We start from the raw sequence: 25,268 nt of genomic DNA on the forward strand, positions 1-25,268 counted from the left end.
GCCGCGGGCCGGAGCGGGAGCCCCCGCTCCGGCCCGCGCCGCGTCTGGGATAGTGAGACCGGTTTCGACGCGTCCGGGGTGGCGCGGGAGGGAGTGGGATGAAGCTCGAGATCACGGGTCTCACCAAGCGGTTCGGGTCGTTCACCGCCAACGACCAGATCGACCTCACGGTCGAGCCGGGTGAGATCCACTGCCTCCTCGGGGAGAACGGCGCCGGCAAGTCCACGCTGATGAACATGCTGTACGGCCTGCTCGACCCCACCGAGGGAGAGATCCGGCTCGACGGGGAGCCCGTCACGTTCGCCTCTCCCGGCGACGCGATGGCCGCCGGCATCGGCATGGTCCACCAGCACTTCATGCTCATCCCCGTCTTCACCGTCGCCGAGAACGTGATGCTCGGGCGTGAGCAGACCCGGGGCGCCGGCGTCCTCAACCGGCACGCCGCCTCGAGCATGGTCCGCGAGCTGTCCGACCGCTACAAGCTGGCCGTCGACCCCGACGCGATGGTCGAGGACATCCCGGTCGGCGTCCAGCAGCGCGTCGAGATCATCAAGGCCCTCGCGAACGACGCCCAGGTGCTGATCCTCGACGAGCCCACGGCCGTGCTGACGCCGCAGGAGATCGACGAGCTGATGGAGATCATGCGTGCGCTCAAGGAGCGCGGCACCTCCATCATCTTCATCACCCACAAGCTGCGCGAGGTCAAGGCGATCGGCGACCGGATCAGCGTGATCCGGCGCGGCAAGGTCGTCGGCACCGCCCCGCCCACGGCCAGCGAGGCCGAGCTGGCCGAGATGATGGTCGGCCGCTCGGTGAAGCTGCGCGTCGACAAGTCCCCGGCCGACCCCGGCGAGCCGGTGCTCGAGGCCCGGGGCGTCAGCGTCGTCGACGCCCGCGGCGTCCCCGTCGTCCGCGACGTCAGCTTCGAGGCCCGCGCCGGCGAGGTGCTCGCCGTGGCCGGCGTCCAGGGCAACGGCCAGACCGAGCTGATCAAGGCGCTGCTCGGGCTGATCAGGCCCTCGGCGGGCGAGATCTGGCTGGACGGTGCGAACATCAGCAAGCACGGCCCCCGGGAGAGCCTCGAGGACGGCATCGGCTACATCCCCGAGGACCGCTCCCACGACGGCTTCGTCGGCGCGTTCAGCGTCCGCGAGAACCTCGTCCTCGACCTCTACCGGCACGACGAGTTCTCCCGCGGCCTCGCCCTGAACCGTGAGGCGATCGCCGAGAACGCCGACGCCCGGATCCAGGAGTTCGACATCCGCACCGAGACCCGCGAGTCGCCCGTGAGCGCGCTGTCGGGCGGCAACCAGCAGAAGGTGGTCGTCGCCCGGGAGTTCTCGCGCCCGCTGAAGGTGCTGATCGCCTCCCAGCCCACCCGCGGTGTCGACGTGGGGTCGATCGAGTTCATCCACAAGCGGATCATCGAGGAGCGCGACCGCGGCACCGCGGTCGTCATCGTCTCCACCGAGCTCGACGAGGTCTTCGCCCTCGCCGACCGGATCGCCGTCATGTACGACGGGCGCATCGTCGGCACGGTCAGCCCCGACATCGCCCGCGAGGACATCGGCCTGATGATGGCCGGCGCCCACGAGCCCGAGGAGGCGAACGCATGAGCGACGACAAGGAGTCGGTCGTCGAGCCGGCGCCGGGGTCGGTCGACAAGCCGCCGCTCGACGCTCCCGAGCCCGAGCGCACCGAGCCGCCGGGCGCCGCCTGGCTGCCCGACGTCATCACCACGCTGCTGGCCATCGCGCTGGCGATGGTCGTGGGCGCCGTCCTGATCGCGCTGAGCGACGAGGACGCCGTGCAGTCGCTCAGCTACGTGTTCAGCTACCCGGCCGACTTCTTCAGCTACGCCGGCGAGGCGATCTGGGAGTCCTACTCCTCGCTGGTCGCCGGATCGGTCGGCAGCCTCGGCGCGATCGGCACCACGCTGGTCCGCGCCGCACCGCTGATCTGCGCCGGCCTCGGTGTCACGCTGGCCTTCCGGGCCGGGCTGTTCAACATCGGTGCCCAGGGCCAGCTGGTCGTCGGGTCCCTGTTCGCCGGCTACGTCGGCTTCACCTGGGACCTGCCGCCCGGCATCCACCTGATCGCGGCGATCCTCGCCGGCATGCTCGGTGGCGCGATCTGGGGCGGCATCGCCGGCGTCCTCAAGGCCCGCACCGGCGCCCACGAGGTGATCACGACGATCATGCTCAACTACCTCGCCACCAGCTTCCTGCTCAACTACCTGCTCTCCAAGGACGCCTTCCAGCGGACCGGCAGCGACAACGCGCAGTCGCCGCCGCCGGCCGACTCGGCCCGCTACCTCGAGATCGGCAACATCCACCTCGGCGTGTTCGTCGCCGTGGCCGCGGCGATCGTCGTCTGGTGGCTGATCGAGCGCAGCACGTTCGGCTTCGAGCTGCGCGCGGTCGGCGCCAACCCGGCCGCGTCGCGCACCGCCGGCATGAGCGTGGAGCGCGTCTACACCCTGGCGATGGTCGGCGCCGGCCTGCTGGCCGGCCTGGCCGCCACCATGAACCTGCTCGGCAAGGGCGACTCCCTGAGCTCCGGCGTCGCGGGCACCATCGGCTTCGACGCGATCACGGTCGCACTGCTCGGGCGGGCGACCCCGCTCGGCACCGTGCTCGCCGGCCTGCTCTTCGGCGCGCTGAGCGTCGGTGGCACGGCGATGCAGGCCTCGGCCGGCACCCCGAAGGAGCTCGGTGACGTGCTGCAGGCCCTGATCGTCCTGTTCGTCGCCGCCCCGGCGCTGGTCCGCGGCATCGTCCGGATGCGGACCGTGGGCGGCGGGAGCACCGTGATGGCCAAGGGATGGGGGTCCTGAGATGAGCGTCCTGATCGAGACCGAGGGCCACGAGCAGGTCAAGGTCCGCTCCGCCGCCGACGTACGCCGCCAGTGGAAGATGGTGGGCCTGTTCGCGCTGGTCGCCCTCGCGCTGGTCTGGTTCTACTTCCAGATCGACGACCCGACGGTGACCTACCTGCTCGACAACGCGCGTGGGGAGGAGCCCCGCGAGCTCAACGCCCACGTCGTCGTCATCGCCGGGCTGGTGGTCACGCTGGTGGCGCTCGCCCTGGCGGTTCTCAACCTGATCCCCAACGGGTGGCCCACCATCCTCGCGGCTGCCCTGGTCGGCCTGGCCTTCCTGCTCGGCTTCCTGGTGTGGAACTACGCCGACCAGACCGGCTCGTCGTTCGCGATGGTCAACCCGCTGCCCGGCACCGTGAAGTACGCCGTCCCCCTGGTGTTCGGCGCCCTCGCCGGCTGCCTGTGCGAGCGGGCCGGCGTGATCAACATCGCCATCGAGGGCCAGTTCCTGATGGCGGCGTTCTGGGCGTCGGTGGTCGCCAGCTTCGCCGGCGCCGCCGAGTGGGGCCTGGTCGGCGGGATCGCCGCCGGCGTCGCCATGGGCGCGCTGCTGGCGGTCTTCGCGATGCGCTACCTGGTCAACCAGGTCGTGCTCGGTGTCGTGCTGATCGCGCTCGCAACGGGCCTCACCGACTTCCTGCTCAGCCAGATCCCGACCGACCCCGAGATCCGGTCGCGGCTCAACAACCCCGAGACCCTCGCCCCGGTGCCCGATGCCGGGATCCCGTTCCTGTCCTCGGTCGCCGACGCGCTGTCGGGCCTGCCGGTGATCGGTCCGACGATCTTCGACCAGACGCTGCTGGCCTACCTGATGTACGTGTCGATCTTCGTGGTGGCGTTCCTGATCTTCCAGACCCGGTGGGGGCTGCGGGTCCGCTCGGTCGGCGAGCACCCCAAGGCGGCCGACACGGTGGGCCTCAAGGTCAACCGGCTGCGCTGGCAGGCGGTGCTGCTCGGCGGTGCGTTCGCCGGCCTCGGCGGCGCCTACTTCACCGTCGGCTCCAACGGCGCGTTCGCCTCCAACATGTCCGCCGGCAACGGCTTCATCGCGCTGGCGGCGGTCATCATGGGGCGCTGGCACCCGATCTACGCCAGCCTCGCCGCGCTGTTCTTCGGGCTGATGACGACCCTGTCCAGCCAGCTGGAGTTCCTCGGCAAGGTGCCGTCGTCGTTCCTGACCGCGCTGCCCTACCTCGCGACGATCATCGCGGTGGCCGGGCTGGTCGGCCGGGTGCGTCCGCCGGCCGCCGACGGCGAGCCCTACGTCAAGAGCTGACGGTCGGACCGACGATGCCAGAGGTCGACTGGGAGGCGCTGCGTGCCGCGGCGACCGAGGTGGCGGCGCGGGCCTACGCGCCGTACAGCCGCTTCCGGGTGGGTGCCGCGGCTCTGGTCGACGACGGCCGCACCGTGGTCGGCTGCAACGTCGAGAACGCGGCGTACGGCGTGACGCTGTGTGCGGAGTGCGGAGTGGTGTCGTCGCTCCACGCGGGCGGCGGGGGACGGCTGACGCACTTCGTGTGCGTCAACGGCGACGGCGAGGTGATCATGCCGTGCGGCCGGTGCCGCCAGCTGTTGTGGGAGAACGGCGGCCCGGAGCTGCAGGTGTGGACCGTCTCGGGCGGGCGGCCGATGACCGAGGTGCTGCCCGACGCGTTCGGGCCCGACGACCTGGAGGGGACGACGTGAGCGCACACGACGCGGTCGAGGTGATCATCGCCAAGCGCGACGGTCACGACCTGTCCGACAGCCAGATCGACTGGGTGGTCGACGCCTACACCCGGGGCGACGTCGCCGACGAGCAGATGTCGGCGCTGGCGATGGCGATCCTGCTCAACGGCATGGACCGTCGCGAGATCTCCCGCTGGACCGCCGCCATGATCGCGTCGGGGGAGCGGATGGACTTCTCCCGGCTGTCCCGGCCGACCGCCGACAAGCACTCGACCGGTGGCGTCGGTGACAAGATCACGCTGCCGCTGGCCCCGCTGGTCGCGGCGTGCGGCGTCGCCGTGCCCCAGCTGTCGGGCCGCGGCCTCGGCCACACCGGCGGCACCCTCGACAAGCTGGAGGCGATCCCCGGGTGGCGGGCGTCCCTCTCCAACGACGAGATGCTCGACCAGCTGGAGTCGGTCGGCGCGGTGATCTGCGCCGCCGGCGACGGGCTCGCCCCCGCCGACAAGAAGCTCTACGCGCTGCGCGACGTCACCGGCACCGTGGAGGCGATCCCGCTGATCGCCTCCTCGATCATGTCGAAGAAGATCGCCGAGGGCACCAGTGCGCTCGTGCTCGACGTCAAGGTCGGCAGCGGCGCCTTCATGAAGGACGCCGCCCGCGCCCGCGAGCTGGCCGAGACCATGGTCGCGCTCGGCACCGACGCCGGGGTCCGCACCGTCGCGCTGCTCACCGACATGGAGACCCCGTTGGGCCGGACGGCGGGCAACGGCGTCGAGGTCGCCGAGTCGGTCGACGTGCTGGCCGACGGCGGGCCGTCCGACGTCGTCGAGCTGACCCTCGCGCTCGCCCGGGAGATGCTCGCGGGCGCCGGCCGGGACGACGTCGACCCCGCCGACCGGTTGGCCGACGGCTCGGCCATGGACGCGTGGCGGCGGATGGTCTCCGCCCAGGGTGGCGACCCGGACGCCGACCTCCCGCGGGCCCGGCACACCCACGACGTGGCGGCGCCGTCGTCCGGCGTGCTGACCCGGCTCGACGCGATGGCCGTCGGCCTCGCCGCGTGGCGGCTGGGCGCCGGTCGGGCACGCAAGGAGGATCCCGTCCAGGCCGGCGCCGGCGTGGTGTGGCACGCCCGGCCGGGTGACCGGGTCACGGAGGGCCGGCCGTTGCTGACGCTCCACACCGACGACGAGTCGCGCTTCGAGCGCGCGCTGGAGTCGCTCGAGGGCGGGTTCGAGGTCACCGACGGTGCCGGCTTCGAGCCGCGTCCGCTGGTGATCGACCGTGTCGACTGACCTCGACGTCGACCGGGTCCGGGCCGCGGCAGGGCGCTGGGTCTTCGTCCCGGTCGACGCCACCGAGGTGCGGACCGAGGAGTACCGGCTGATCCACCTCGCCGACGTGTCCGCGGTGCACGGCTCCGTGACCGCCCGGCCGGTGGCCGACGTGCTGCAGGAGGTCCTCGGGCAGGCCAGGGAGGCGTGCCGGCCCACGCTCCAGTGGTGGGTCGACACGCGCACCGTCCCCGCGGACACCGAGGAGCAGCTGGCGGCGGCGGGGCTGCGGATGACCCAGCGGCTGGAGGTGCTGGCGCTCCCCGTGTCGACCCGGCTGCCGGTGCCCGAGGACGTAGAGGTGGTCGAGGTCCGGGACCGCCCGGGGCTGGAGCTGGCCGGTCGCCTCCAGTCCGAGGTCTTCGGGATCCCGCGGCCGAGTGACGCCGTCCTGGACGACCAGCTGCGCTCCGTGACGGTGCCCGACGCCGAGCAGCTGGTCCGCTGCTACGTCGCCCACGTCGACGGTGAGCCGGCAGGCTCCGGCGGCGGTACCGTCGACGGCGACGCACTCCGGTTCTGGGACGGGTCGGTGCTGCCGGCGTATCGGGGCCGAGGCGTCTACCGGGCGCTGGTCGCCCGCCGCCTCGCCGACGCCCGCGCCACCACCGCCGACTTCGCCCTCGTCAAGGCCGTCGACGACACCTCCGCCCCGATCCTCAGGCGCCTCGGCTTCCGCCCGTACGGCGAGCAGCGCTGCTGGTCCACCCCCGTCCCACGTTGAGTTGGGCTTCGCTCGACGTCGAGTTGGGCTTCGCTCCGGGTTGAGTTGGGCGTGCCTCGCGAGGCGTGCCCCACTCAACCCCGAGGGGCGCCCAGCTCAACCTTCGGCGGTCAGGGGAGGAGCAGCACGACGTGGGCGGCGACGCAGGCCGGCTTGTCCTGGACCTGGCCGTCCGGCCCCTCGATCTCGACGGTGTGGTGGACCACCAGCTGCTTGCCGCTGGGGAGGTCGGTGACCTCGCCGAAGCGTACGTGGGAGCGGAGCCGGGCGCCGACCGGCACCGGGGCAGGGAACCGCACCTTGTCGAGGCCGTAGTTGAGGCGCGCCCCCGGCGTCTCGAGGCGGAACACCTCGGCCGCGAAGTGGGGGAGCAGGCTGAGGGTGAGGAAGCCGTGGGCGATGGTGCCGCCGAAGGGTCCCTGCGCGGCCCGCTCCTGGTCGACGTGGATCCACTGGTGGTCGTCGGTCGCGTCGGCGAACCGGTCGACCCGCTCCTGGTCGACGGCCAGCCACTCGCTGGTGCCGACCTCCTGGCCGGCGGCCTCGGCGACCTCGTCGAGGGTGGTGAAGGTGCGCATGGCCCCAGAATAGGGATGGAAGGATAGGGGGGTGACGACGCTGACCCGTGACGTGGTGCGGCGGGCCCCGAAGGTCCTCCTCCACGACCACCTCGACGGCGGCCTGCGGCCGCAGACCATCCTCGACCTCGCCGCCGACTGCGGCCACCAGCTCCCCGCGGACGACGCCGAGTCGCTGGCCCGCTGGTTCGCCGAGTCGGCCGACTCCGGTTCGTTGGTGCGTTACCTGGAGACTTTCGACCACACGGTCGCCGTGATGCAGACCGAGGCCGCGCTGGCGCGGGTGGCCGAGGAGTGCGTGCTCGACCTGGCGGACGACCGGGTGGTCTACGCCGAGGTGCGCTACGCCCCCGAGCAGCACGTCGAGGCCGGGCTCTCCCTCGACGAGGTGGTGGCGGCGGTGCAGGCCGGGTTCGACGCCGGGATGCAGGCGACCGGGGGGCGGATCGTGGTCCGCCAGCTGCTCACCGCGATGCGCCACCAGGCGCGCAGTCGGGAGGTCGCCGAGCTGGCCGTCGCGTGGCGCGAGCGCGGGGTCGCCGGGTTCGACATCGCGGGCGCCGAGGCGGGGTTCCCGCCCACCCGCCACCTCGACGCGTTCGAGTACCTGCAGCGCGAGAACTCCCACTTCACCATCCACGCCGGCGAGGCGTTCGGGCTGCCGTCGATCTGGGAGGCGATCCAGTGGTGCGGGGCCGACCGGCTCGGGCACGGCGTCCGGATCATCGACGACATCACGGTGCACGACGACGGGTCGGTCGAGCTGGGCCGGCTGGCGGCGTACGTCCGCGACAAGCGGATCCCGCTCGAGATGTGCCCCGCCTCCAACGTGCAGACCGGTGCGGCCGCGTCGATCGCGGAGCACCCGATCGGGCTGCTCACCGACCTGCGGTTCCGGGTCACCGTCAACACCGACAACCGGCTGATGAGCCAGACCACGATGACCGACGAGATGTGGGCGCTGGTGCAGGCGTTCGGGCTCCGGCTGGAGGACCTGCGCTGGTTCACCATCAACGCGATGAAGTCGGCGTTCCTGCCGTTCGACGAGCGGCTGCGGATCATCGACGGCGTCGTGAAGCCCGGGTACGCCGCGCTCGGCGCCCGCTGACCGGCTCCCGTCAGCGCTCGGGGACCACCGCGAACCAGCGGGAGTCCCAGCCGGCCAACCGCAGCCGGTGCTCGACGAACGCGTCGCGGGCGACCGTCGCCACGTCGCCGCGGGCCGGCTCGTAGACCCGCAACCGCGTGCTGTTGCCCTCGAGCACGAGCACGACGTGCCGCGGCAGGAAGGCGCTGCCGACGTAGAGTGCCGCCGGGCTGGGGAGGTCGACCAGCTGGGCGTAGCAGTCGTCGCCGTCACGCCAGCGCATCGGCACCGAGCGGTGGTCGACGTGGGTCGTTCCCGAGAGCTGGTTGGCCACCGCCCACGGCGGGGTGCCGAGGTCGCGGGGCCACGGCGGCTGGATCCGCCCGGCGACGTCGACCGTGGAGGTCACCCGGCCGTGCATCGCCAGCACCTCGACCCGGAACGTGGCCGGGTCGGCCACCCGCTCCCGGTAGGCGGCGTCGCGCAGCCCCTGGGCCACCACCAGGCAGGCAGCCCCGCAGGACTTCTGGTCCGGCTGCTCCAGGCCCTCGGGGAACTCAGCCACGGACCACCGGCTCCCGGGCGCGGATCGCGGCGTACGCCTCGTCGGGACGGACCGCTCGGCAGCCCAGCTCGACCGCGTGGCGGACCACCTCGCGCTGCCCCCGCATCAGCGCCCAGCCCCGGCGGACCAGGACCAGCGGCGGCTTGCGGCGCTCGCGGAGGTCCCGCGACAGTCGCCGCCAGAACGTCACGAGCGGCTGCTGGGTGAGGCAGTACGCCGCCTCCAGCAGTCCCTCCTGCTCGCAGGCCGGCACCACCTCCTCCGCGAAGATGCCCTCCGCCAGGAAGATCCGGTGGTCACCCAGGTCGAGCAGCTGCTCACCGCAGCGGCCGTCGCGGGCGAGCTCGTAGACCGGCACCTGGGCCCGGCCGTCGGCGCAGAGGGTGCGGATCGCGTCGAGCGCCTCGTCGAGGAGCCAGGAGTCGCGGTGGTCCCAGTCGACCAGTCCGGCGTTCGCGCCGTCGGTGATGAAGGGGAGCCCGGGGTCGCCGGCGGACTTGTAGAAGTCGTCGAGACGGAGCACCGGGAGACCGAGCCGTTCGGCGAGCCGTGACTTCCCGGCCCCTGACGGGCCGGCCAGGACGATGACACGGGCGGGCACCGGCCCATTCTGCCCCAGCCGACCCGGCCGCTGTCCACGGCCGCCCGGTGTCTCAGCCAGCCACGACGAGCCGGCGGGGCGCCGTCGCAACGGCGGCCGCACGGGGCAGGCCGGAGGCTCCCGGGGCGACCGTGCCCAGCACCCGCGCACCGGCGGCGCCGGTGCACGAGGGCACCGTGCCGGGCAGGCCGTGAGCGGTGAGGAAGCCCATCAGCGCGAAGGCGTAGGCCTCCTTGGCGTCCGACGGGACGCCGAGCTCGTCGATGGTGCGCACCCGGCCCTCGGCGAGCTCTGCGAGCCGCGCCATCAGGGTAGGGTTGCCGGTTCCGCCGCCGGACACGAACACCTCGTCCAGCCCGTGGACGGCCAGCTCACGGGCGGTGACCACCGCGGTCAGCTCGGTGACCGTGGCGATGACATCGTCGCCGGACAGGGACGGGTCGAGCCGTCTGGCGAGGTAGTCCCAGGAGTACAGCTCCTTGCCGGTCGACTTCGGCGCCGGGAGCGCGTAGTACGGCTCGTCCAGCAGCGCCTCGAGCAGGCCCGGGACGACGGTGCCGGCGGCGGCCCGACGGCCCTCGGCGTCGTACGGCTCGCCGTGGAAGTGGTCGGCGGCGGCGTCGATGAGCGCGTTGGCGGGCCCCAGGTCGTAGGCGAGCGGTGCGTCGCCGACGACGGTGAGGTTGGCGATCCCGCCGAGGTTGAGCGCGCCGGTCGCGGGCCGGCCGGAGAGGAGCAGCACGTCGAAGAGGCTGACCAGCGGGGCACCGTGCCCGCCCGCGGCGATGTCGCGGCTGCGCAGGTCGGACACCACTGGCAGGCCGGTGCGCTCGGCGATCCAGGCGGGCTGGCCGAGCTGCAGGGTGCCGCGCGCGGTGCCGCCCTCCACCCAGTGGAAGACCGTCTGCCCGTGGGAGACCACCAGGTCGGCGCTGCCGGTGCACAGCTCGGCCATGCCCCGCGCCGCGGCGTCGGCGAAGGCGTGGCCCAGCTCGGTGTCCAGCCGGCAGACCTCCTCCATCGTGGTCCCGGACGGCGGCAGCACGTCGGCCACCCGCCGCCGCAGCGGCTCCGGGTAGGGGACGCTCAGCGCTCCGAGGGGCCGGAGCCGCACCTCGTCGTCGGCGAGCTCGAGGTCGGCGGCAGCGACGTCGATGGCGTCGAACGACGTGCCCGAGATCATGCCGATGACCCTCATCGGGCCTCCTTCTCCACGGTGTCCACGAGTCGTCTCCACGGTTCGGTCAGGTCGGGCGGGTCGCCGGCGCCGAACAACCGGTTCGACAGCAGCACCACCACCCGGTCGGCCCGCGGCAGCACCGCGAAGCGGGCGCCGGGAAAGCCCGGGTGCTCGAGCCGCCCCGGGGTCGGCCAGTAGCCGATCGGGTCGCCCCCGGAGCGTACGTGGTCGAGCAGCTCGCGCCCGAAGGCGACCAGGTCGGCCGCGGTGGTGAACAGCCCGGCGTGCCCGGCCACGCCTCCGAACGCGTGCCAGCAGTTGCCGTCGTTGACCTCGCCCGCCAACCGGTGGGTCCGCCAGGGGAACGTCGTCGCCGCCGCCCGCACGGCGTCGTCCACCGGGTGGGGGACACCGGTCTGGACCATCCGTCGCTCGATCCGGTCGCCCAGCGACGTCGGCACGCAGAGCGAGTCCGGGCGGTAGCCCGAGTCCGCCATGCCCAGCGGGCCGAACACGTGGTCTCGCGCCAGCCGGTCCAGCGGGGCGTCGTGCACCAGCTCGGCCACCGCGCCGGCGAGCACGTAGCCCAGGTCGGAGTAGACGCGTGCGCCGCCCGCGGCGTGCCGGAGCGGGAGTCCGGCGGCCACGGCCAGCGACGACTCCCGGTCGCGCCCGCCGGTGAGGTAGAGGGGCCACCACGCGCGCAGCCCGGCGCGATGGGTGAGCAGGTCCCCGACCCGGACCTCGTGGGGCAGTCCCGGGAACCAGCGGCGCACCGGCGCGTCCGGGTCGATGCCCAGTCGGCGGTGGAGCGCCGCGGTCACCACCACCTTCGTCACCGAGCCGACGTCGAGGACCGGGCGCGCCGACCCGGACCCCCGGACCAGGTCGACCAGCGGGTGCCGGGGGTCGGCGACGGCGATCGCGACGGTCGTGGCGCCACCGGCGAGGACGTCGTCCGCGACCGAGGCGGCCGTGGCCGCGACCGGACCGTCGTTCCCGTTCGTCAAAAAGTCACCTCTTCACAATCAGATGCGAAAAAAGATAACGTCCCGGGTGGCGGGGACTCGGCTCGGGAGAGGACTGGTTCGAACATGCGGATCCGACAGCCGCGCGCTGCCGTCGTGGCGCTGACCGTGGCGGTGGCGGCAGGAACGGCGGCCTGCAACCCCGATCCCACTGCCTCCGGCGGGGGTGGCGAGGGGCCGGAGACCGCACCCTTCGTGGTCGCGCGGACCGCCGACATCGACGGTCGCGACCCCGCCACCGCCACCGCGTTCCAGACCGTGCAGACCCTCGGCCTGGTCTACGACACCCTGCTCGACACCGGCTCCGACGGCGAGCTGGAGCCCGGCCTGGCCACCGAGTGGGAGGTCAGCGACGACGGCACGGAGGTCACCCTCCAGCTGCGCGACGGCGTGACCTTCCACGACGGCGCCGAGTTCACCGCCGAGGACGCCAAGGCGACCCTCGAACGGGTCCTCGACCCCGACACCGGCTCGGTCGTCGCCTCCAACCTCGGCAACGTCAAGAGCATCGAGGCGCCCGACGACACCACCCTGGTCATCTCGCTCAGCAACCCCGACGCGTCCCTGCTCAACGTGCTCTCCCAGACCGGGACGTCGATCCTGGACTCCGGCGACATCGAGGACAAGACGGTGGGCCGGGAGGTCAACGGCACCGGCCCGTTCGCGTGGGAGGGCTGGAAGCAGGGCCAGCAGGTGACGCTCACCGCCTCCGACGACTACTGGGGCGACGCGCCGACGCTGGAGACCGTCGAGCTGCGCGTGATCCCCGACGAGTCGTCGATCCTCTCGGGCATGCGCGCCGGGAGCTTCGACCTCGGGATCGTCACCGACCCGTCGGTCGCCCAGCAGGTCGGCGAGGAGGAGGCCCAGGTGATCTCCCAGCCGACGCTCAGCTACCACGTGCTCCAGCTCAACGCGCAGCGCGGCCCGCTCACCGACGTCCGGGTCCGGCAGGCGATCGCCTGCGCGATCGACCGCGAGCAGGTCGTCGAGCAGGCCTACTTCGGCGAGGGCGAGGTCACCGGCCCGATCACCAGCCCGGCGTTCGACTACGACGCCACGGAGGGGCTGCCGTGCGACCCGCCCGACCTCGACACCGCGCGGTCGCTGCTCGAGGAAGCCGGCGAGGGCGACGGCTTCTCCCTCGACACGATCGTGATGACGGGCGAGTACGCCACCGCGAGCAACATCGCCCAGTCGGTGCAGGGCCAGCTGCAGGAGATCGGGGTCGACCTCCAGCTCCAGCAGCAGGAGACCAGCGTGTACGTCGACAACTGGCTCAACGCCAGCTACGACGCGGCCGTGGCCCTCAACGGCGGCTCGACGGACCCCTACGTCATGTACGGCCGCTACTTCGGCCCGGACGCCTCGCTCGCCAAGCCCGCGGGCCTCGCCGACGAGGGCCTGGCCCGGCTCCTCACGGAGGGCAACTCGACCACCGACGAGGACGAGCGGCAGCAGGTCTTCGGCGAGCTGCAGAGCGAGATGCTCGACCTGTCGCCGTGGGTGTGGCTGCAGCACAACCAGTCCTACTACCTGCTCGGCAGCGACGTGCAGGGCTTCGAGGCCATGACGACCGAGTCCCTCGACTACCTGGCGGAGACCACCCGCGAGGGCTCTGGATGAGGCCCGGCGGCCTCGGCCGCTACCTGGCGACCCGCGCGGCGGGCACGGTCGGCACGCTGGCCGGGGTGGCCGTGCTGGTGTTCCTCGTCCTCCGGGCGCTCCCCGGGGACGCGGTCACCGCCCGGCTCGGCACGCAGGCCGGCGTGCTGACCGGCGAGCAGCGCGCGGCGCTCGAGCGGTACTACGGCCTGGACGAGTCGCTGTGGGGCCAGTTCACCAGCTGGCTGGGCAGCGTGCTGAGCGGCAACTTCGGGGTCTCCGTCGACTCCGGCGAGCCGGTCCTCGGGCTGATGCTCGGCGCACTGCCGGTCACGGTCGAGCTCGCGGTGCTCTCGATGCTGATCGCGACCCCGGTCGGGGTGGCGCTCGGCGTGCTGGCCGCGTCGCGGCCCGGGGCGGCACGGGACGTCGGGGTGCAGTCGCTCGGCCTGGTCGGCCTGGCCCTCCCGGAGTTCGTGACGGCCTCGGTGGTGGTGGCCCTGCTCGCGTCGGCGTTCGCCTACTTCCCGGACCCGGGCACGTTCGTCCCGATCACCGAGTCGGTGAGCGGCAACCTCGCCCAGATGCTCTACCCGTCGCTTGTCCTGTCGATCGGGCTGGTCGCGACCATCATGCGCACCACCCGCGCGGCCTACCTCGAGGCCGCCGGCACCGACTTCGTCCGCACCGCGGAGGGCAAGGGGCTCTCTCCGCGACGGATCCGGTGGCGGCACGTGCTCCACAACGCGTCGATCCCGATCCTCACCATCGTCGGCATCCAGTTCGGCTACCTGCTGGGCGGCACGGTGATCATCGAGCAGGTGTTCGCACTGCCGGGGCTGGGGCGGCTGCTGCTGACCGGCATCCTCAACCAGGACTACGCCGTGGTGCAGAGCACGGTGCTGCTGGTCGCGGTGGCCTTCGTGCTGGTCAACCTCGCCGTCGACCTCACCTACCGGCTGATCGACCCCCGGGCGAGGCTCCAGTGAGCGCCGAGCTCCCCGCCGTCGGCGCCCCGCAGGTCGGCGACCTCGAGCCGACGGCGCCCCCGGGCGGCGTACGCGCGGTCGTGCGGGGCGTGTGGCGCGACCGCAACGGACGGATCGGGCTGGTCGTCACCTCGGTGCTGGTGCTGCTGGCGGTCACCGCGGTGCTCGGGCTGACGCCGCAGGACCCCTTGGCCCAGCACCCGGACGCCCAGCTCCAGGCGCCGTCGACGACGTACTGGTTCGGCACCGACCAGTTCGGGCGGGACGTCGCGGCCCGCACCTTCGCCGGGATCGCGGCCTCGCTGCGGGTGGCGGTGCTCGCCGTCGCCATCGCGGCCCTGGTGGGCAGCATCGCGGGGGTGGTCGCCGGGTACCTCGGCGGCACCTGGGACCAGGTGATCGGCCGGGTCGCGGACGTGCTGTTCGCGTTCCCCGCCGTGCTGCTGGCGATGGCGGTGATCGCCGGCCTCGGGCGCGGGTGGCTGAACACCTCGATCGCGATCGCAATCGTCTACATCCCGATCTTCGTCCGGGTGGCCCGCGGGCCGACCCTGTCGGTGGTCTCGCTGGACCACATCGCCGCCTGCCGGGTGCTCGGCTTCTCGGGTCGCCGCACGGTGCTGCGGCACGTACTGCCCAACGTGAGCGCGCCGATCGTGGTGCAGGTGGCGCTGGCCCTGTCGTGGGCCATCCTCACCGAGGCCGGTCTGTCCTTCCTCGGGCTGGGGACCCAGCCCCCGGACCCCTCGCTCGGCCTGATGGTGAGCGAGACGAGGACCCTGGTGACGACCGCGTGGTGGGCGATGACCTTCCCGGCCCTCGCCGTGATCCTCGCCGTGATCGCGCTGAACCTCCTCGGGGACGGGCTCACCAGTGCGCTGGACCCGAAGCGCGAGGGGCGCCGATGACGGGGGAGCGACCGGTGCTGTCGGTGCAGGGTCTCCGGGCAGTCGCCGGCAGCGGGAGGACCGCGGTGCCGCTCATCCGCGGCGTCTCCTTCGACCTGGCCGCCGGTGAGGCGGTCGCCCTGGTGGGGGAGTCCGGCAGCGGGAAGTCGATGACCGCACTCTCGGTCATGGGCCTGCTGCCCCCGGGGGTCCGCACCACCGAGGGCTCCGTCGTCGTGGGCGGACGCGACCTCGCCACCCTGGACGCGCGGGAGCGGCGTACCGTCCGTGGCGCCGAGGTCGCGATGATCTACCAGGACCCGATGACCTCCCTGAACCCGTTGATGCGGGTCGGGGCGCAGGTCGTCGAGGGCCTGGTGGCGCACGGCGTCAGCGGCGACGAGGCGCGGCAGCGGGCGGTGGCGGCCCTCGGCGAGGTGGGCCTTCCGCGACCCGAGCGCACCGGCCGGGCGTACCCGCACGAGCTGTCCGGGGGACAGCGGCAGCGGGTGATGATCGCGATGGCGATGGCGCTGCGGCCGAAGGTCCTGATCGCCGACGAGCCGACCACGGCGCTCGACGTGACGATCCAGCAGCAGGTGCTGGCGCTGGCCGACGAGCTGCGGCGCAGCACCGGCATGGCGCTGCTCTGGATCACCCACGACGTGGGCGTGGTCGCCCGACTGGCCGAGCGGGTCCTGGTCATGTACGCCGGCCGCGTCGTCGAGGCGGGACCCACCCGAGGACTGTTCGAGACCCCGCAGCACCCCTACACCGCCGGGCTGCTGGGCTCGTTGCCGCCGATGCTCGGCGACGAGCGGCCCGACCTCCCGCAGATCGGCGGACGGCCGCCGGAGCTGTCCGCGCTGCCCGAGGGGTGTGCGTTCCACCCGCGCTGCCGGCAGCGGGAGGACCGGTGCCTCTCCGACGACCCGGGGCTCGAGGCCAGGGGCCCGGCCGGAGCCGCGGCTGCGTGCTGGGTCCCACGGGAGAGGTGGGTGCCGTGACCCTCGTGGTGGAGGACCTGGTCAAGACCTTCCACGGCCCCGCCGGGACCGTGCACGCGGTCGACGGCGTGTCGTTCCGGCTGGAGCCCGGCGAGACCCTCGGCCTCGTGGGGGAGTCGGGCTGCGGCAAGTCGACGACCGCGCGGATGCTGGTGCGCCTGGTCCGCCCCACGTCCGGACGGGTCCTCCTCGACGGCACGGACGTGACCCGGGCCCGCGGCGCCGAGCTGGCCCGCCTGCGCCGGCGGATGCAGATGGTCTTCCAGGACCCGTCGTCCTCGCTCGACCCTCGACGTACCGTCGCGCAGACGCTCGGCGAGGTGCTGGCCGTGCACCGGCTCGGACGGGGCGCCGACGACCGGCGCTCCCGGGTGGGGGAGCTGCTGGAGATGGTCGGCCTCGGAGCCTCCGCCCGTCACCGCTACCCCCACCAGCTCTCCGGCGGCCAACGGCAGCGGGTCGGCATCGCCAGGGCGCTCGCGGTCGAGCCCGAGGTGCTGGTGCTCGACGAGCCGGTCTCGGCGCTGGACGTCTCGGTGCGGGCCGAGGTGATGAACCTGCTGGTCCGGCTGCGCCGTGAGCTGGGGCTCTCCTACGTCTTCATCTCCCACGACCTCGGCATGGTCCGGCACCTCAGCGACCGGGTCGCGGTGATGTACCTCGGCCGGATCGCCGAGCTCGGGCCCTGGCGCCCGGTGTCGGACGAGCCGAGGCACCCCTACACGCGCGCGCTGCGGGACGCCGTACCCGTGCCCGACCCGGTGGTGGAGGCGGAGCGTGAGGTCAGCGCCCTGCGCGGCGAGGTCCCCGACGCGGTGCACCCGCCGGCGGGCTGTCCGTTCCACCCGCGGTGCCCGCACGCCGCGGAGCGCTGCGGGTCCGACGTTCCGGCGCTACGGACGACGGTCGAGGCGCACCTGGCCGCCTGCCACTACAGCGAGCAGCTGTACGGCGACGACGTGCCCTAGACCCCGATCGGGTGCCAGACGGTCTTGGTCTCCAGGAACGTCGTCATCGGCTCGAGGCCGGGGTCGAGCGACCAGTCGGGCTCGCTGGCCGGGGCGCGACGGACCCGCTTGAGGTTCTCGGCCGCGGCCTCCTCGAGCGCGGTCGTCAGCGCGTCGCGGTCGGCGTGGCCGGCGAGCCCGGTCAGGTCGATCGCGTTGACGTCCATGTGGGCGGCCAGCCACGGGGCGGTCGTCGCCGGGTCACCGGTGAGGATGTTCACCACGCCGCCGGGGACGTCGCTGGTCGCGAGCACCTCGGCGAAGGTCACCGCCGGGAGCGGCCGGGAGTACGACGACATCACGACCGCCGTGTTGCCCGGGACGACCACCGGCGCCACCACGCTGACCAGCCCGAGCAGCGACGACTCCTCGGGCGCGACGACGGCGACGACGCCGGTCGGCTCCGGGGTCGACAGGTTGAAGAACGGCCCCGCCACCGGGTTGGCGTTGCCGACCACCTGGGTCAGCTTGTCGGCCCATCCGGCGTACCAGACCAGGCGGTCGATCGCCTCGTCGACGACCCCGTTGGCCTTGGCCGCGGTCAGTCCCTCGGACTGCTTCACCGCCTCGACGAACTGCGGCCGGCGGTCCTCCACGATCTCGGCGACCCGGTAGAGGATCTGGCCGCGGTTGTAGGCGGTCTTGCCCGCCCAGCCCTTGAAGGCGCCCCGGGCGGCGAGCACGGCGTCGCGGGCGTCCTTGCGCGAGGCGTGGGCGGCGTTGGCCACGAACTTCCCCTTGCTGTCCTCGACCACGTAGGAGTGGCCCGACTCCGAGCGGGGGAAGGCCCCGCCGATGAAGAGCTTGTAGGTCTTGCGCACGTCCACGCGCGTCATGAAACAGATCCCTTCGTGGGCTCGGGGTCCCCGCGGAAGCGTGCGCGCACCGCGCGTAGCGCGCTCACTGCGCGGTTCCGTGGGGTGAGAGGTACGAGGCGAGGCCGTGCCGGCCGCCCTCGCGGCCGTAGCCGGACTCCTTGAAGCCGCCGAACGGAGAGGTCGGGTCGAACTTGTTGAAGGTGTTGGCCCAGACCACGCCGGCGCGCAGCGAGCTCGCCATCTTGAGGATCAGCGAGCCCTTCTCGGTCCACACCCCGGCCGAGAGGCCGTACGGGGTGTTGTTGGCCTTCTCGACCGCCTCGCTCGGCGTCCGGAAGGTGAGCACGGAGAGCACCGGCCCGAAGATCTCCTCGCGGGCGATCCGGTGGGCCTGGGAGACCCCGGTGAACAGCGTCGGCGGGAACCAGTAGCCGTTGCTCGGGAGCTCGCACTCGGGCGACCAGCGCTCGGCGCCCTCGGCGTCACCGATGTCGGAGAGCTCCTTGATCCGCGCCAGCTGCTCGGCGGAGTTGATGGCGCCGATGTCGGTGTTCTTGTCGAGCGGGTCGCCGACGCGCAGGGTGGACATCCGTCGCTTGAGCCGGTCGAGCACCTCCTCGGCCACCGACTCCTGCACCAGCAGCCGGGAGCCCGCGCAGCACACGTGGCCCTGGTTGAAGAAGATGCCGTTGACGATCCCCTCGACGGCCTGGTCGATCGGGGCGTCGTCGAAGACGACGTTGGCCGCCTTGCCGCCCAGCTCGAGGGTGACCTTCTTGTCGGAGCCCGCGACCGACTTCGCGATCGCCCGGCCGACGGCGGTCGAGCCGGTGAAAGCGACCTTGTCGACGCCGGGATGGTTGACCAGGGCCGCGCCGGTGTCGCCGGCGCCGGTGAGGATGTTGACGACGCCCGGCGGCAGGTCGGCCTGCTGGCAGATCTCCGCGAAGAGCAGCGCGGTCAGCGGCGTGGTCTCGGCCGGCTTCAGCACCACGGTGTTGCCGCAGGCCAGTGCCGGCGCGATCTTCCACGACAGCATCAGCAGCGGGAAGTTCCAGGGGATCACCTGGCCGGCCACGCCCAGCGGCGTACTGCCGTAGCCGGAGTGCTCCAGCTTGTCGGCCCAGCCGGCGTAGTAGAAGAAGTTGGCCGCGACCTGCGGGACGTCGACGTCGCGCGACTCCTTGATCGGCTTGCCGTTGTCGATCGACTCCAGGACGGCGAACTCGCGACCGCGCTCCTGGATGATCCGGGCGATCCGGTAGAGGTACTTGGCGCGCCCGCGGCCCGACATCCGGCCCCAGGTGCGGGTGTACGCGCGGCGGGCGGCCTTCACGGCAGCGTCGACGTCGGCCTGGTCGGCCTCGGCGACCTCCGCGAGCACCTCTTCGGTGGCGGGGCTGATCGTCTTGAAGCTGGTCCCGTGCCCGTCGACGAACTCGCCGTCGACGAACAGGCCGTAGGACGGCTTGATGTCGACGATGCTGCGCGACTCGGGCGCCGGGGCGTACTCGAAGGTCATCGTCATCAGTCCAGCGTGAAGTAGTCGGGACCGGAGTAGCGGCCGGTCCTCATCTTGGTGCGCTGCATCAGCAGGTCGTTGAGCAGCGTGGACGCGCCGAAGCGGAACCAGTCCGGGTCGAGCCAGTCGGGCCCCGCCACCTCGTTGACCATCACGAGGTACTTGATCGCGTCCTTGGAGGTACGGATGCCGCCGGCCGGCTTGACGCCGACCATCTGGCCGGTGGCCGCGCGCCAGTCGCGGACCGCCTCCAGCATGACGAGCGTCACCGGCAGCGTCGCGGCGGGCTGCACCTTGCCGGTCGAGGTCTTGATGAAGTGACCGCCGGCCATCATCGCCAGCCACGAGGCGCGACGGACATTGTCGTAGGTCTGCAGCTCGCCGGTCTCGAAGATCACCTTCAGGTGCGCGCCGCCGCACGCCTCGCGGACCTGCACGATCTCCTCGAAGACCTGCAGGTAGCGTCCCGCGAGGAACGCGCCACGGTCGATCACCATGTCGATCTCGTCGGCGCCCGCCTCGACGGCGTCGCGGGTGTCGGCGAGCTTGATGTCCATGGCGGCGCGGCCGCTGGGGAACGCCGTCGCGACCGCGGCGACGTTGACCTGGGCGCCGACCACGTCCTTGGCGGTGGCCACCATGTCCGGGTAGACGCAGACGGCCGCGGTGGAGGGGCAGGCCGGGTCGGCCGGGTCGGGACGGAGCGCCTTCGCGGAGAGGGCGCGGACCTTGCCGGGGGTGTCCTGGCCCTCCAGCGTGGTCAGGTCGACCATCCGGATGGCGAGGTCGAGGGCGTACTCCTTGGCCGTGGTCTTGATCGAGCGGGTGCCGAGGCCGGCGGCCCGGGCCTCCGCGCCGACCTGGTCGACGCCCGGGAGGCCGTGCAGGAAGCGCCGCAGCGAGGAGTCGGAGCGGGTGATCTCCGTGACGTCTCCGGGGGCCAGCCCGTCGACGCGGAGAGAGGTGGCTGTCACCTGCCCAGCATAGGTGCGCGCGGGGGCCGGGGGACAATCTGGGTTCGACCCTCTTTGCGTCTTGACTTATATTAGCAGTGACTTTTAGCATGCGGTCATGGACCTGACCTACGCACTCGACCAGATCGGCGCCGTCCGGCGCGAGCTGACCAGCATCTACCACCGCGGCAAGCCGGCCCGCGCGCTCACCGCCGAGCAGACCTACGCCGCGGACGCGGCGGACGTCTGGGACGCACTCACGAACCCGGAACGACTGCCGCGCTGGTTCACGCCGGTGGAGGGCGACCTCCGCGAGGGCGGGCGCTACCAGCTGACCGGCAACGCCGGCGGCACCATCGAGACGTGCCGGCCACCGCGCTCGCTGGCCGTCACGTGGGAGTACGGCGACGGCATGAGCTGGGTCGAGGTCGACCTGGCCGAGGCCGACGGGCGGACGACCGTCGTGCTGCGCCACATCATGGAGACCGACGCGCTCGACGAGCACAGCAAGCGCTACGGCCCGGGTGCAGTCGGGATCGGCTGGGACCTGTCCCTGCTCGGCCTGCAGCGCCACCTAGAGTCGGGGGAGACGGCCGACCCGGCTGCCGTCGAGGAGTGGTCGCAGTCGGAGGCCGGGCGCGCGTTCATGACCCGCAGCAGCGACGCGTGGTTCGACGCAGACGTGACCGACGGGGCCGACCCGGCCGACGCGCGGCTGCGGGCCGACCGGACGACGGCGTTCTACCTCGGCGAGCAGGAGCCTGCCTGACGTGCACGCGTTCGACGTCCTGGGCGACCCGGTCCGCCGGCGGATCCTCGAGGTGCTGGCGACCGGCGAGCGCTCGTCCGGCGCGGTCGTGGAGGTCGTCCGGGCGGAGTTCGGGATCAGCCAGCCGGCCGTGTCGCAGCACCTGCGGGTCCTCCGCGAGAGCGGCTTCGCGACCGTGCGGGCCGAGGGCACCCGCCGGCTCTACTCCGTCGACCCCACCGGCATGCGCGACGTCGACGCTTGGCTGGAGCAGTTCCGCGGCTTCTGGACGCAGCGGCTGGACGCGCTCGGCACCGAGCTCGCCCGCGGGCGCCGCTCCCGGACGTAGCTCCGTCAGATCCCCGCCGCGGCCTTGACGTCGGCGCGGAGCGCGTCGAGCCGGCCGGCCGCGGCGATCCGGGCGGCGTCGACGTCCTCGGCGTCGGAGGGGCCCACGGGCACCACGACCTCGAGGTAGGCCTTGAGCTTGGGCTCGGTGCCGCTGGGCCGGACCACCACGCGCGCGCCGTCGGCGAGCCGGTAGCGCAGTCCGTCGGTCGGCGGCAGGTCGGCGCTGCCCTCGGCGAGGTCGTCGACCCCCTCGACGGCGAGGCCGCCCAGCGAGGCGGGCGGCGTACGACGCAGGGTCTCCATCGCGCGAGCGATCTCGGCGAGGTCGGTGACCCGGACCGAGAGCTGGTCGGTGGCGTGCAGGCCGTGCTCGCGGGCGATGTCGTCGAGCAGGTCGACCAGACCGCGGCCCTCGGCCTTCGCGGTGGCGGCCAGCTCGCACAGCAGCAGCAGCGCCGACACGCCGTCCTTGTCCTTCACGTGCTCGGGGTCGACGCAGTAGCCGAGCGCCTCCTCGTAGCCGAACGCCAGTCCGTCGACCCGGCTGATCCACTTGAAGCCGGTCAGCGTCTCGGCGTACGGCTGGCCGTGGGCGGCCGCCATCTTGCCGAGCAGCGACGACGACACGATCGACGCGGCGTAGGTGCCGCGCTTCCCGCTCGTCAGCAGGTGGTGGGCCAGCAGCGCCCCGACCTCGTCGCCGCGCAGCATCCGCCAACCGTGGGGGCCGGGGACGGCGGCCGCGCACCGGTCGGCGTCGGGGTCGTTGGCCACCACCAGGTCGGCGGCGGTGCGCTCGGCCAGCTCCATCGCGAGGTCCATCGCCCCCGGTTCCTCGGGGTTGGGGAAGGCGACGGTCGGGAAGGCCGGATCGGGCTCCTCCTGCTGCTCGACGACCTGGGGAGCGTCGAAGCCGGCGGTCTCCAGCACCTGGAGCACCGAGGTTCCGCCCACGCCGTGCAGCGGCGTGTAGACCGTCCGCAGGTCTCGCGGTCCGTCCGCGGCCAGCTCGGCCACCGTGTCCAGGTAGCGGTCGACCAGCTCGTCGCCCAGCACCCGGCCGCTGGCACCCCGCGGCACGGCGCCGACGGGGCCGACGGCCGCGATCCGCTCGGCGATGCCGACGTCGGCGGGCGGCACGATCTGGCTCCCGTCCCCGAGGTAGACCTTGTAGCCGTTGTCCTGGGGCGGGTTGTGGCTCGCCGTCACCATCACCCCGGCCGCGCAGCCGAGCTCCCGGATCGCGAACGCCAGCACCGGGGTCGGCAGCGGCCGCGGCATGAGCAGCGGCTCGAACCCCGCGCCGCTCATCACCTCGGCGGTGTCGCGGGCGAAGACGTCGGAGTTGTAGCGGGCGTCGTAGCCGATCACCACCGGGCTGCCGGGTCGTGCCCCCTCGTCCCGGAGGTACGCCGCCAGCCCCGCCGCAGCGCGCACGACCACGGCCCGGTTCATCCGGTTCGGACCCGCGCCGAGCGCGCCCCGGAGGCCCGCGGTCCCGAACTCGAGCGTCCCGTCGAACCGGTCCGCCAGGTCGTCGCTGCTGCCGCCCGCCTCCACCTCGCGCACCACAGACTCGAGCTCGGCGCGCGTCTCGGCGTCCGGGTCGTCGGCGATCCAGGCGCGGGCACGGTCGAGCAGGTCGGCGATCTCGGCCGGCGCGGTGGTGGACATCCCCGCAAGATAACGGCCGAGCCGCCATCATGTCCCCATGGGGGGACGTCCCGTCGGGGAGCTCATCGAGGAGCTTGCGGAGCGGCTCGGGCGCGAGCGCTTCGCCGAGGTCTGCGTCGCGCTCCTGCTGGGGGCCTCGCGCGAGGACCACCTCGACCACCTGCCCTGGCTGACCGGCCACGACTGGTCACCGGGGGAGCCGGTCCGCGACCCCGCGGTGTGGAAGGACTACTGGGTCCGCACCTGGGGTGCCCGCGGGCTGCTCCACGTGTGGGACGACTCGGCGACCGCTGCGGTGGTGGCCGGGCTCGACGACGACGAGTGGCGCCCTGCCGAGATGTGTCTGAAGGTCGTCGCGCGGCACGAGGTCGTCGGCGCCGGCGACGGTGCCGCCGCGCTGCTGGACCACGACCTGCCGCGGGTCCGGGTCGCGGCGCTGCGTGCGCTCGCGGTGGTCGGCGACACCGAGCACGCGGACGCCGTCCGCGCGGCGCAGGACGACCCCGACGCCGACGTACGGCGTCACGCGGGCCGCGCGTGGGTAGCGATGCGCGAGCGTCTCGACCTCCGGGAGGAGGCGTGAGGGCGGCCTTCTCGTTCCGCACCCGGTGGGAGCTGGCCGCGGAGGCGGACGCCGTGCAGCGGGTGCTCGTCGACCTCGAGCGCTACCCGGAGTGGTGGCCCCAGGTCGTGGCGGTCGCGAAGATCGACGACGACCGGGCGCGGGTGCTGTGCAAGTCGCGGTTGCCCTACACGCTCGACCTGGTGCTGACGGCCGTGCACCGCGAGCCGAGGCGGCTCGAGAGCCGCATCGAGGGCGATCTGGTCGGCGTGGCGCTGTGGCAGCTGGACGACCTCGGCGGACGGACCCGGGTCGACTACACCCAGGACGTGGTGGTCACGCACCGGGTGCTGCGCCCGCTGGTGGGGGTGCTGCGTGCACCCATGGCGTGGAACCACGCGCGGATGATGGAGGGCTGCCGGGTCGGGCTGGAGCAGCGGCTCGGCGTGCGCTGACCGGGCCGGCTCACGACGTGTGCAGTGCGGCGAGCGCGGCGTCGTAGTCGGGCTGCTGGGCGAAGGGCAGGTCCTCCGACGCCGGGGAGCTCACCGCTGGTCCGGCAGGGGGTGCCCCCGAGGAGCGTCGTCGCCATGCGGCCTTTCTACCGGCGTTCACCGACCGTCGTCGAGCACGTCCCTCAGCCGGGCGGCGAAGGCCTCCGGCTCACCGGCCTGGCCGAACTCTCCACCGAGGAAGCCGCCGTGGTGGCTCGGGAACTCGGTGAGCGGGACGCCGAGCGCTGCGGCCGTCGCCTCGGACGTGCGCCACGTCATCCCGTTGCGCGACTCCACACCGCCGGCGACGACGACCCGGGTCGGGGCCGCGGTGACGGCGTCCGGGTCGAGCTCGAAGGCGGTCACGTCGTTGGCGACCCCCGACAGCAGCGGGTCCTCGCGGCTGCCGTCGTCGTCGGTCGGCATCCCGAAGGCGGCGGGGTCGGGCGGGGGAGCGGCCAGGTAGTCGTCGGTGAACTCGCCCTGCCACATCGTGAGGCCGATGAACGCCGCCATGCCTGCGCCCCAGCCCGCCTCGTGGTAGCGGTCCTGGACCGCCTTCTCGGCCGCGAACGCATGCGCGGCGTCGGGCAGCACCCCGATGATCGGGGGCTCGTGGGCGACCAGGGTGACGACGTCGTCGGGGTGGACCGCGACCCAGGCCAGACCGTTGACCGCGCCGCCGCTGCTGCCGAACACGTCGACCGGCCCGAGGCCGAGGGCGCCCACGACGGCGTGCAGGTCCTCGGCGCTCACGGCGGGGACCTGGCGCTGGTGGCCGTCGGTGCGGGTGCTGCGACCGAGGCCGCGCTGGTCGTAGGTCACCACCACGCGGTCGGTGAAGTGGGAGGCGAGGGTGGTGAAGCCCTCCGCGGTCATCGGCTGACCGATCATGACCAGCGGCCGGTGGTCCGACGGGGTCTCGGGCTCGCGGACGTCGTAGGCGATCGTCGCCCCGTCGGTCTCCAGGTGGTGGGTCTGGGTGTCGGTCATGTCGGG

The 25,268-nt window shown here is 72.9% G+C and carries 26 protein-coding genes; 16 read left to right on the plus strand and 10 right to left on the minus strand.

Annotation, left to right across the window (positions count from 1 at the left end):
* Positions 1-98: 98 nt before the first annotated feature.
* Genes ACQ1X7_RS04170 through ACQ1X7_RS04195 form a run of 6 tightly spaced genes read left to right on the plus strand, consistent with a single transcriptional unit; the run spans position 99 to position 6,613 of the window.
* Positions 99-1,616 (plus strand): ABC transporter ATP-binding protein, encoded by a 1,518-nt coding sequence (locus tag ACQ1X7_RS04170; RefSeq protein WP_432476893.1) that lies wholly within the window; start codon positions 99-101, stop codon positions 1,614-1,616.
* Complete coding sequence (locus tag ACQ1X7_RS04175; RefSeq protein WP_432476894.1) at positions 1,613-2,836, plus strand: ABC transporter permease; 1,224 nt, start codon at positions 1,613-1,615, stop codon at positions 2,834-2,836. Before ACQ1X7_RS04170 ends, ACQ1X7_RS04175 begins: the two co-directional genes overlap by 4 nt.
* Before the next feature lies 1 nt (position 2,837).
* The gene (locus ACQ1X7_RS04180; protein WP_432476895.1) at positions 2,838-4,157 is read left to right on the plus strand and encodes an ABC transporter permease; all 1,320 of its coding nucleotides are present in this window, start codon (positions 2,838-2,840) and stop codon (positions 4,155-4,157) included.
* Positions 4,158-4,171: 14 nt separating this feature from the next.
* The gene (locus ACQ1X7_RS04185; RefSeq protein WP_432476896.1) at positions 4,172-4,570 is read left to right on the plus strand and encodes a cytidine deaminase; all 399 of its coding nucleotides are present in this window, start codon (positions 4,172-4,174) and stop codon (positions 4,568-4,570) included.
* On the plus strand, positions 4,567-5,850 hold the full coding sequence (locus tag ACQ1X7_RS04190; protein WP_432476897.1) for a thymidine phosphorylase: 1,284 nt from the start codon (positions 4,567-4,569) through the stop codon (positions 5,848-5,850). Before ACQ1X7_RS04185 ends, ACQ1X7_RS04190 begins: the two co-directional genes overlap by 4 nt.
* Positions 5,840-6,613, plus strand: a complete 774-nt coding sequence (locus tag ACQ1X7_RS04195; protein ID WP_432476898.1) for a GNAT family N-acetyltransferase — start codon at positions 5,840-5,842, stop codon at positions 6,611-6,613. The genes ACQ1X7_RS04190 and ACQ1X7_RS04195 overlap by 11 nt, the downstream gene beginning before the upstream one ends.
* Positions 6,614-6,723: 110 nt before the next feature.
* On the opposite strand, the gene ACQ1X7_RS04200 is transcribed toward ACQ1X7_RS04195, so the two are convergent.
* The gene (locus ACQ1X7_RS04200) at positions 6,724-7,191 is read right to left on the minus strand and encodes a MaoC family dehydratase (protein WP_432476899.1); all 468 of its coding nucleotides are present in this window, start codon (positions 7,189-7,191) and stop codon (positions 6,724-6,726) included.
* Between the two features lie 31 nt (positions 7,192-7,222).
* Between ACQ1X7_RS04200 and ACQ1X7_RS04205 the strand changes: the two genes are divergently transcribed.
* Positions 7,223-8,299, plus strand: a complete 1,077-nt coding sequence (locus ACQ1X7_RS04205) for an adenosine deaminase (RefSeq protein WP_432476900.1) — start codon at positions 7,223-7,225, stop codon at positions 8,297-8,299.
* Between the two features lie 10 nt (positions 8,300-8,309).
* Here ACQ1X7_RS04205 and ACQ1X7_RS04210 read toward each other — a convergent pair whose 3' ends face one another.
* The 4 genes from ACQ1X7_RS04210 to ACQ1X7_RS04225 are packed head-to-tail and all read right to left on the minus strand — an operon-like array spanning position 8,310 to position 11,634.
* Positions 8,310-8,843 carry a hypothetical protein gene (locus ACQ1X7_RS04210; RefSeq protein WP_432476901.1) on the minus strand — a complete coding sequence of 178 codons (534 nt, stop codon included), beginning with the start codon at positions 8,841-8,843 and terminating at the stop codon, positions 8,310-8,312.
* Positions 8,836-9,444, minus strand: a complete 609-nt coding sequence (locus ACQ1X7_RS04215) for an ATP-binding protein (RefSeq protein ID WP_432476902.1) — start codon at positions 9,442-9,444, stop codon at positions 8,836-8,838. The genes ACQ1X7_RS04210 and ACQ1X7_RS04215 overlap by 8 nt, the downstream gene beginning before the upstream one ends.
* A 52-nt stretch (positions 9,445-9,496) precedes the next feature.
* Positions 9,497-10,642: an anhydro-N-acetylmuramic acid kinase gene (locus ACQ1X7_RS04220; RefSeq protein ID WP_432476903.1), complete on the minus strand. Its 1,146-nt coding sequence runs from the start codon at positions 10,640-10,642 to the stop codon at positions 9,497-9,499.
* A complete protein-coding gene (locus ACQ1X7_RS04225) occupies positions 10,639-11,634 on the minus strand; it encodes a serine hydrolase domain-containing protein (protein WP_432476904.1) in 996 nt (331 codons plus the stop codon). The genes ACQ1X7_RS04220 and ACQ1X7_RS04225 overlap by 4 nt, the downstream gene beginning before the upstream one ends.
* Positions 11,635-11,718: 84 nt before the next feature.
* On the opposite strand from ACQ1X7_RS04225, the gene ACQ1X7_RS04230 reads away from it, so the two are divergent.
* The 5 genes from ACQ1X7_RS04230 to ACQ1X7_RS04250 are packed head-to-tail and all read left to right on the plus strand — an operon-like array spanning position 11,719 to position 17,108.
* Entirely contained in the window at positions 11,719-13,278 is a 1,560-nt protein-coding gene (locus ACQ1X7_RS04230; protein ID WP_432476905.1) for an ABC transporter substrate-binding protein, read from the plus strand.
* Positions 13,275-14,246 (plus strand): ABC transporter permease, encoded by a 972-nt coding sequence (locus tag ACQ1X7_RS04235; RefSeq protein ID WP_432476906.1) that lies wholly within the window; start codon positions 13,275-13,277, stop codon positions 14,244-14,246. The genes ACQ1X7_RS04230 and ACQ1X7_RS04235 overlap by 4 nt, the downstream gene beginning before the upstream one ends.
* Complete coding sequence (locus tag ACQ1X7_RS04240) at positions 14,243-15,154, plus strand: ABC transporter permease (protein ID WP_432476907.1); 912 nt, start codon at positions 14,243-14,245, stop codon at positions 15,152-15,154. Before ACQ1X7_RS04235 ends, ACQ1X7_RS04240 begins: the two co-directional genes overlap by 4 nt.
* Positions 15,151-16,140: an ABC transporter ATP-binding protein gene (locus ACQ1X7_RS04245; RefSeq protein WP_432476908.1), complete on the plus strand. Its 990-nt coding sequence runs from the start codon at positions 15,151-15,153 to the stop codon at positions 16,138-16,140. The genes ACQ1X7_RS04240 and ACQ1X7_RS04245 overlap by 4 nt, the downstream gene beginning before the upstream one ends.
* A complete protein-coding gene (locus ACQ1X7_RS04250; protein ID WP_432477019.1) occupies positions 16,128-17,108 on the plus strand; it encodes an ABC transporter ATP-binding protein in 981 nt (326 codons plus the stop codon). Before ACQ1X7_RS04245 ends, ACQ1X7_RS04250 begins: the two co-directional genes overlap by 13 nt.
* Here ACQ1X7_RS04250 and ACQ1X7_RS04255 read toward each other — a convergent pair.
* From ACQ1X7_RS04255 to deoC, 3 genes are all read right to left on the minus strand, one after another.
* Positions 17,105-17,983 carry an aldehyde dehydrogenase family protein gene (locus ACQ1X7_RS04255; RefSeq protein WP_432476909.1) on the minus strand — a complete coding sequence of 293 codons (879 nt, stop codon included), beginning with the start codon at positions 17,981-17,983 and terminating at the stop codon, positions 17,105-17,107. The two genes, ACQ1X7_RS04250 and ACQ1X7_RS04255, sit on opposite strands and share 4 nt — an antisense overlap.
* A gap of 64 nt (positions 17,984-18,047) precedes the next feature.
* Positions 18,048-19,493: an aldehyde dehydrogenase family protein gene (locus ACQ1X7_RS04260; RefSeq protein WP_432476910.1), complete on the minus strand. Its 1,446-nt coding sequence runs from the start codon at positions 19,491-19,493 to the stop codon at positions 18,048-18,050.
* Complete coding sequence (gene deoC / locus ACQ1X7_RS04265; protein WP_432476911.1) at positions 19,493-20,461, minus strand: deoxyribose-phosphate aldolase; 969 nt, start codon at positions 20,459-20,461, stop codon at positions 19,493-19,495. The genes ACQ1X7_RS04260 and deoC overlap by 1 nt, the downstream gene beginning before the upstream one ends.
* A 97-nt stretch (positions 20,462-20,558) precedes the next feature.
* Between deoC and ACQ1X7_RS04270 the strand changes: the two genes are divergently transcribed.
* The gene (locus ACQ1X7_RS04270; RefSeq protein WP_432476912.1) at positions 20,559-21,209 is read left to right on the plus strand and encodes an SRPBCC family protein; all 651 of its coding nucleotides are present in this window, start codon (positions 20,559-20,561) and stop codon (positions 21,207-21,209) included.
* A gap of 1 nt (position 21,210) precedes the next feature.
* Positions 21,211-21,537 carry an ArsR/SmtB family transcription factor gene (locus ACQ1X7_RS04275; protein ID WP_432476913.1) on the plus strand — a complete coding sequence of 109 codons (327 nt, stop codon included), beginning with the start codon at positions 21,211-21,213 and terminating at the stop codon, positions 21,535-21,537.
* A gap of 5 nt (positions 21,538-21,542) precedes the next feature.
* Here the strand turns inward: ACQ1X7_RS04275 and ACQ1X7_RS04280 are convergent, their stop codons facing one another.
* Positions 21,543-23,213, minus strand: a complete 1,671-nt coding sequence (locus ACQ1X7_RS04280; RefSeq protein ID WP_432476914.1) for a phospho-sugar mutase — start codon at positions 23,211-23,213, stop codon at positions 21,543-21,545.
* Between the two features lie 37 nt (positions 23,214-23,250).
* Between ACQ1X7_RS04280 and ACQ1X7_RS04285 the strand changes: the two genes are divergently transcribed.
* Positions 23,251-23,796 carry a HEAT repeat domain-containing protein gene (locus ACQ1X7_RS04285; protein WP_432476915.1) on the plus strand — a complete coding sequence of 182 codons (546 nt, stop codon included), beginning with the start codon at positions 23,251-23,253 and terminating at the stop codon, positions 23,794-23,796.
* On the plus strand, positions 23,793-24,230 hold the full coding sequence (locus ACQ1X7_RS04290; RefSeq protein ID WP_432476916.1) for an SRPBCC family protein: 438 nt from the start codon (positions 23,793-23,795) through the stop codon (positions 24,228-24,230). The genes ACQ1X7_RS04285 and ACQ1X7_RS04290 overlap by 4 nt, the downstream gene beginning before the upstream one ends.
* Before the next feature lie 156 nt (positions 24,231-24,386).
* On the opposite strand, the gene ACQ1X7_RS04295 is transcribed toward ACQ1X7_RS04290, so the two are convergent.
* Positions 24,387-25,262: an alpha/beta fold hydrolase gene (locus ACQ1X7_RS04295; protein WP_432476917.1), complete on the minus strand. Its 876-nt coding sequence runs from the start codon at positions 25,260-25,262 to the stop codon at positions 24,387-24,389.
* Positions 25,263-25,268 lie beyond the last annotated feature (6 nt).

Origin of the sequence: Nocardioides sp. GXQ0305 (genome assembly GCF_050880345.1) — a bacterium.
Taxonomy (GTDB): domain Bacteria; phylum Actinomycetota; class Actinomycetes; order Propionibacteriales; family Nocardioidaceae; genus Nocardioides.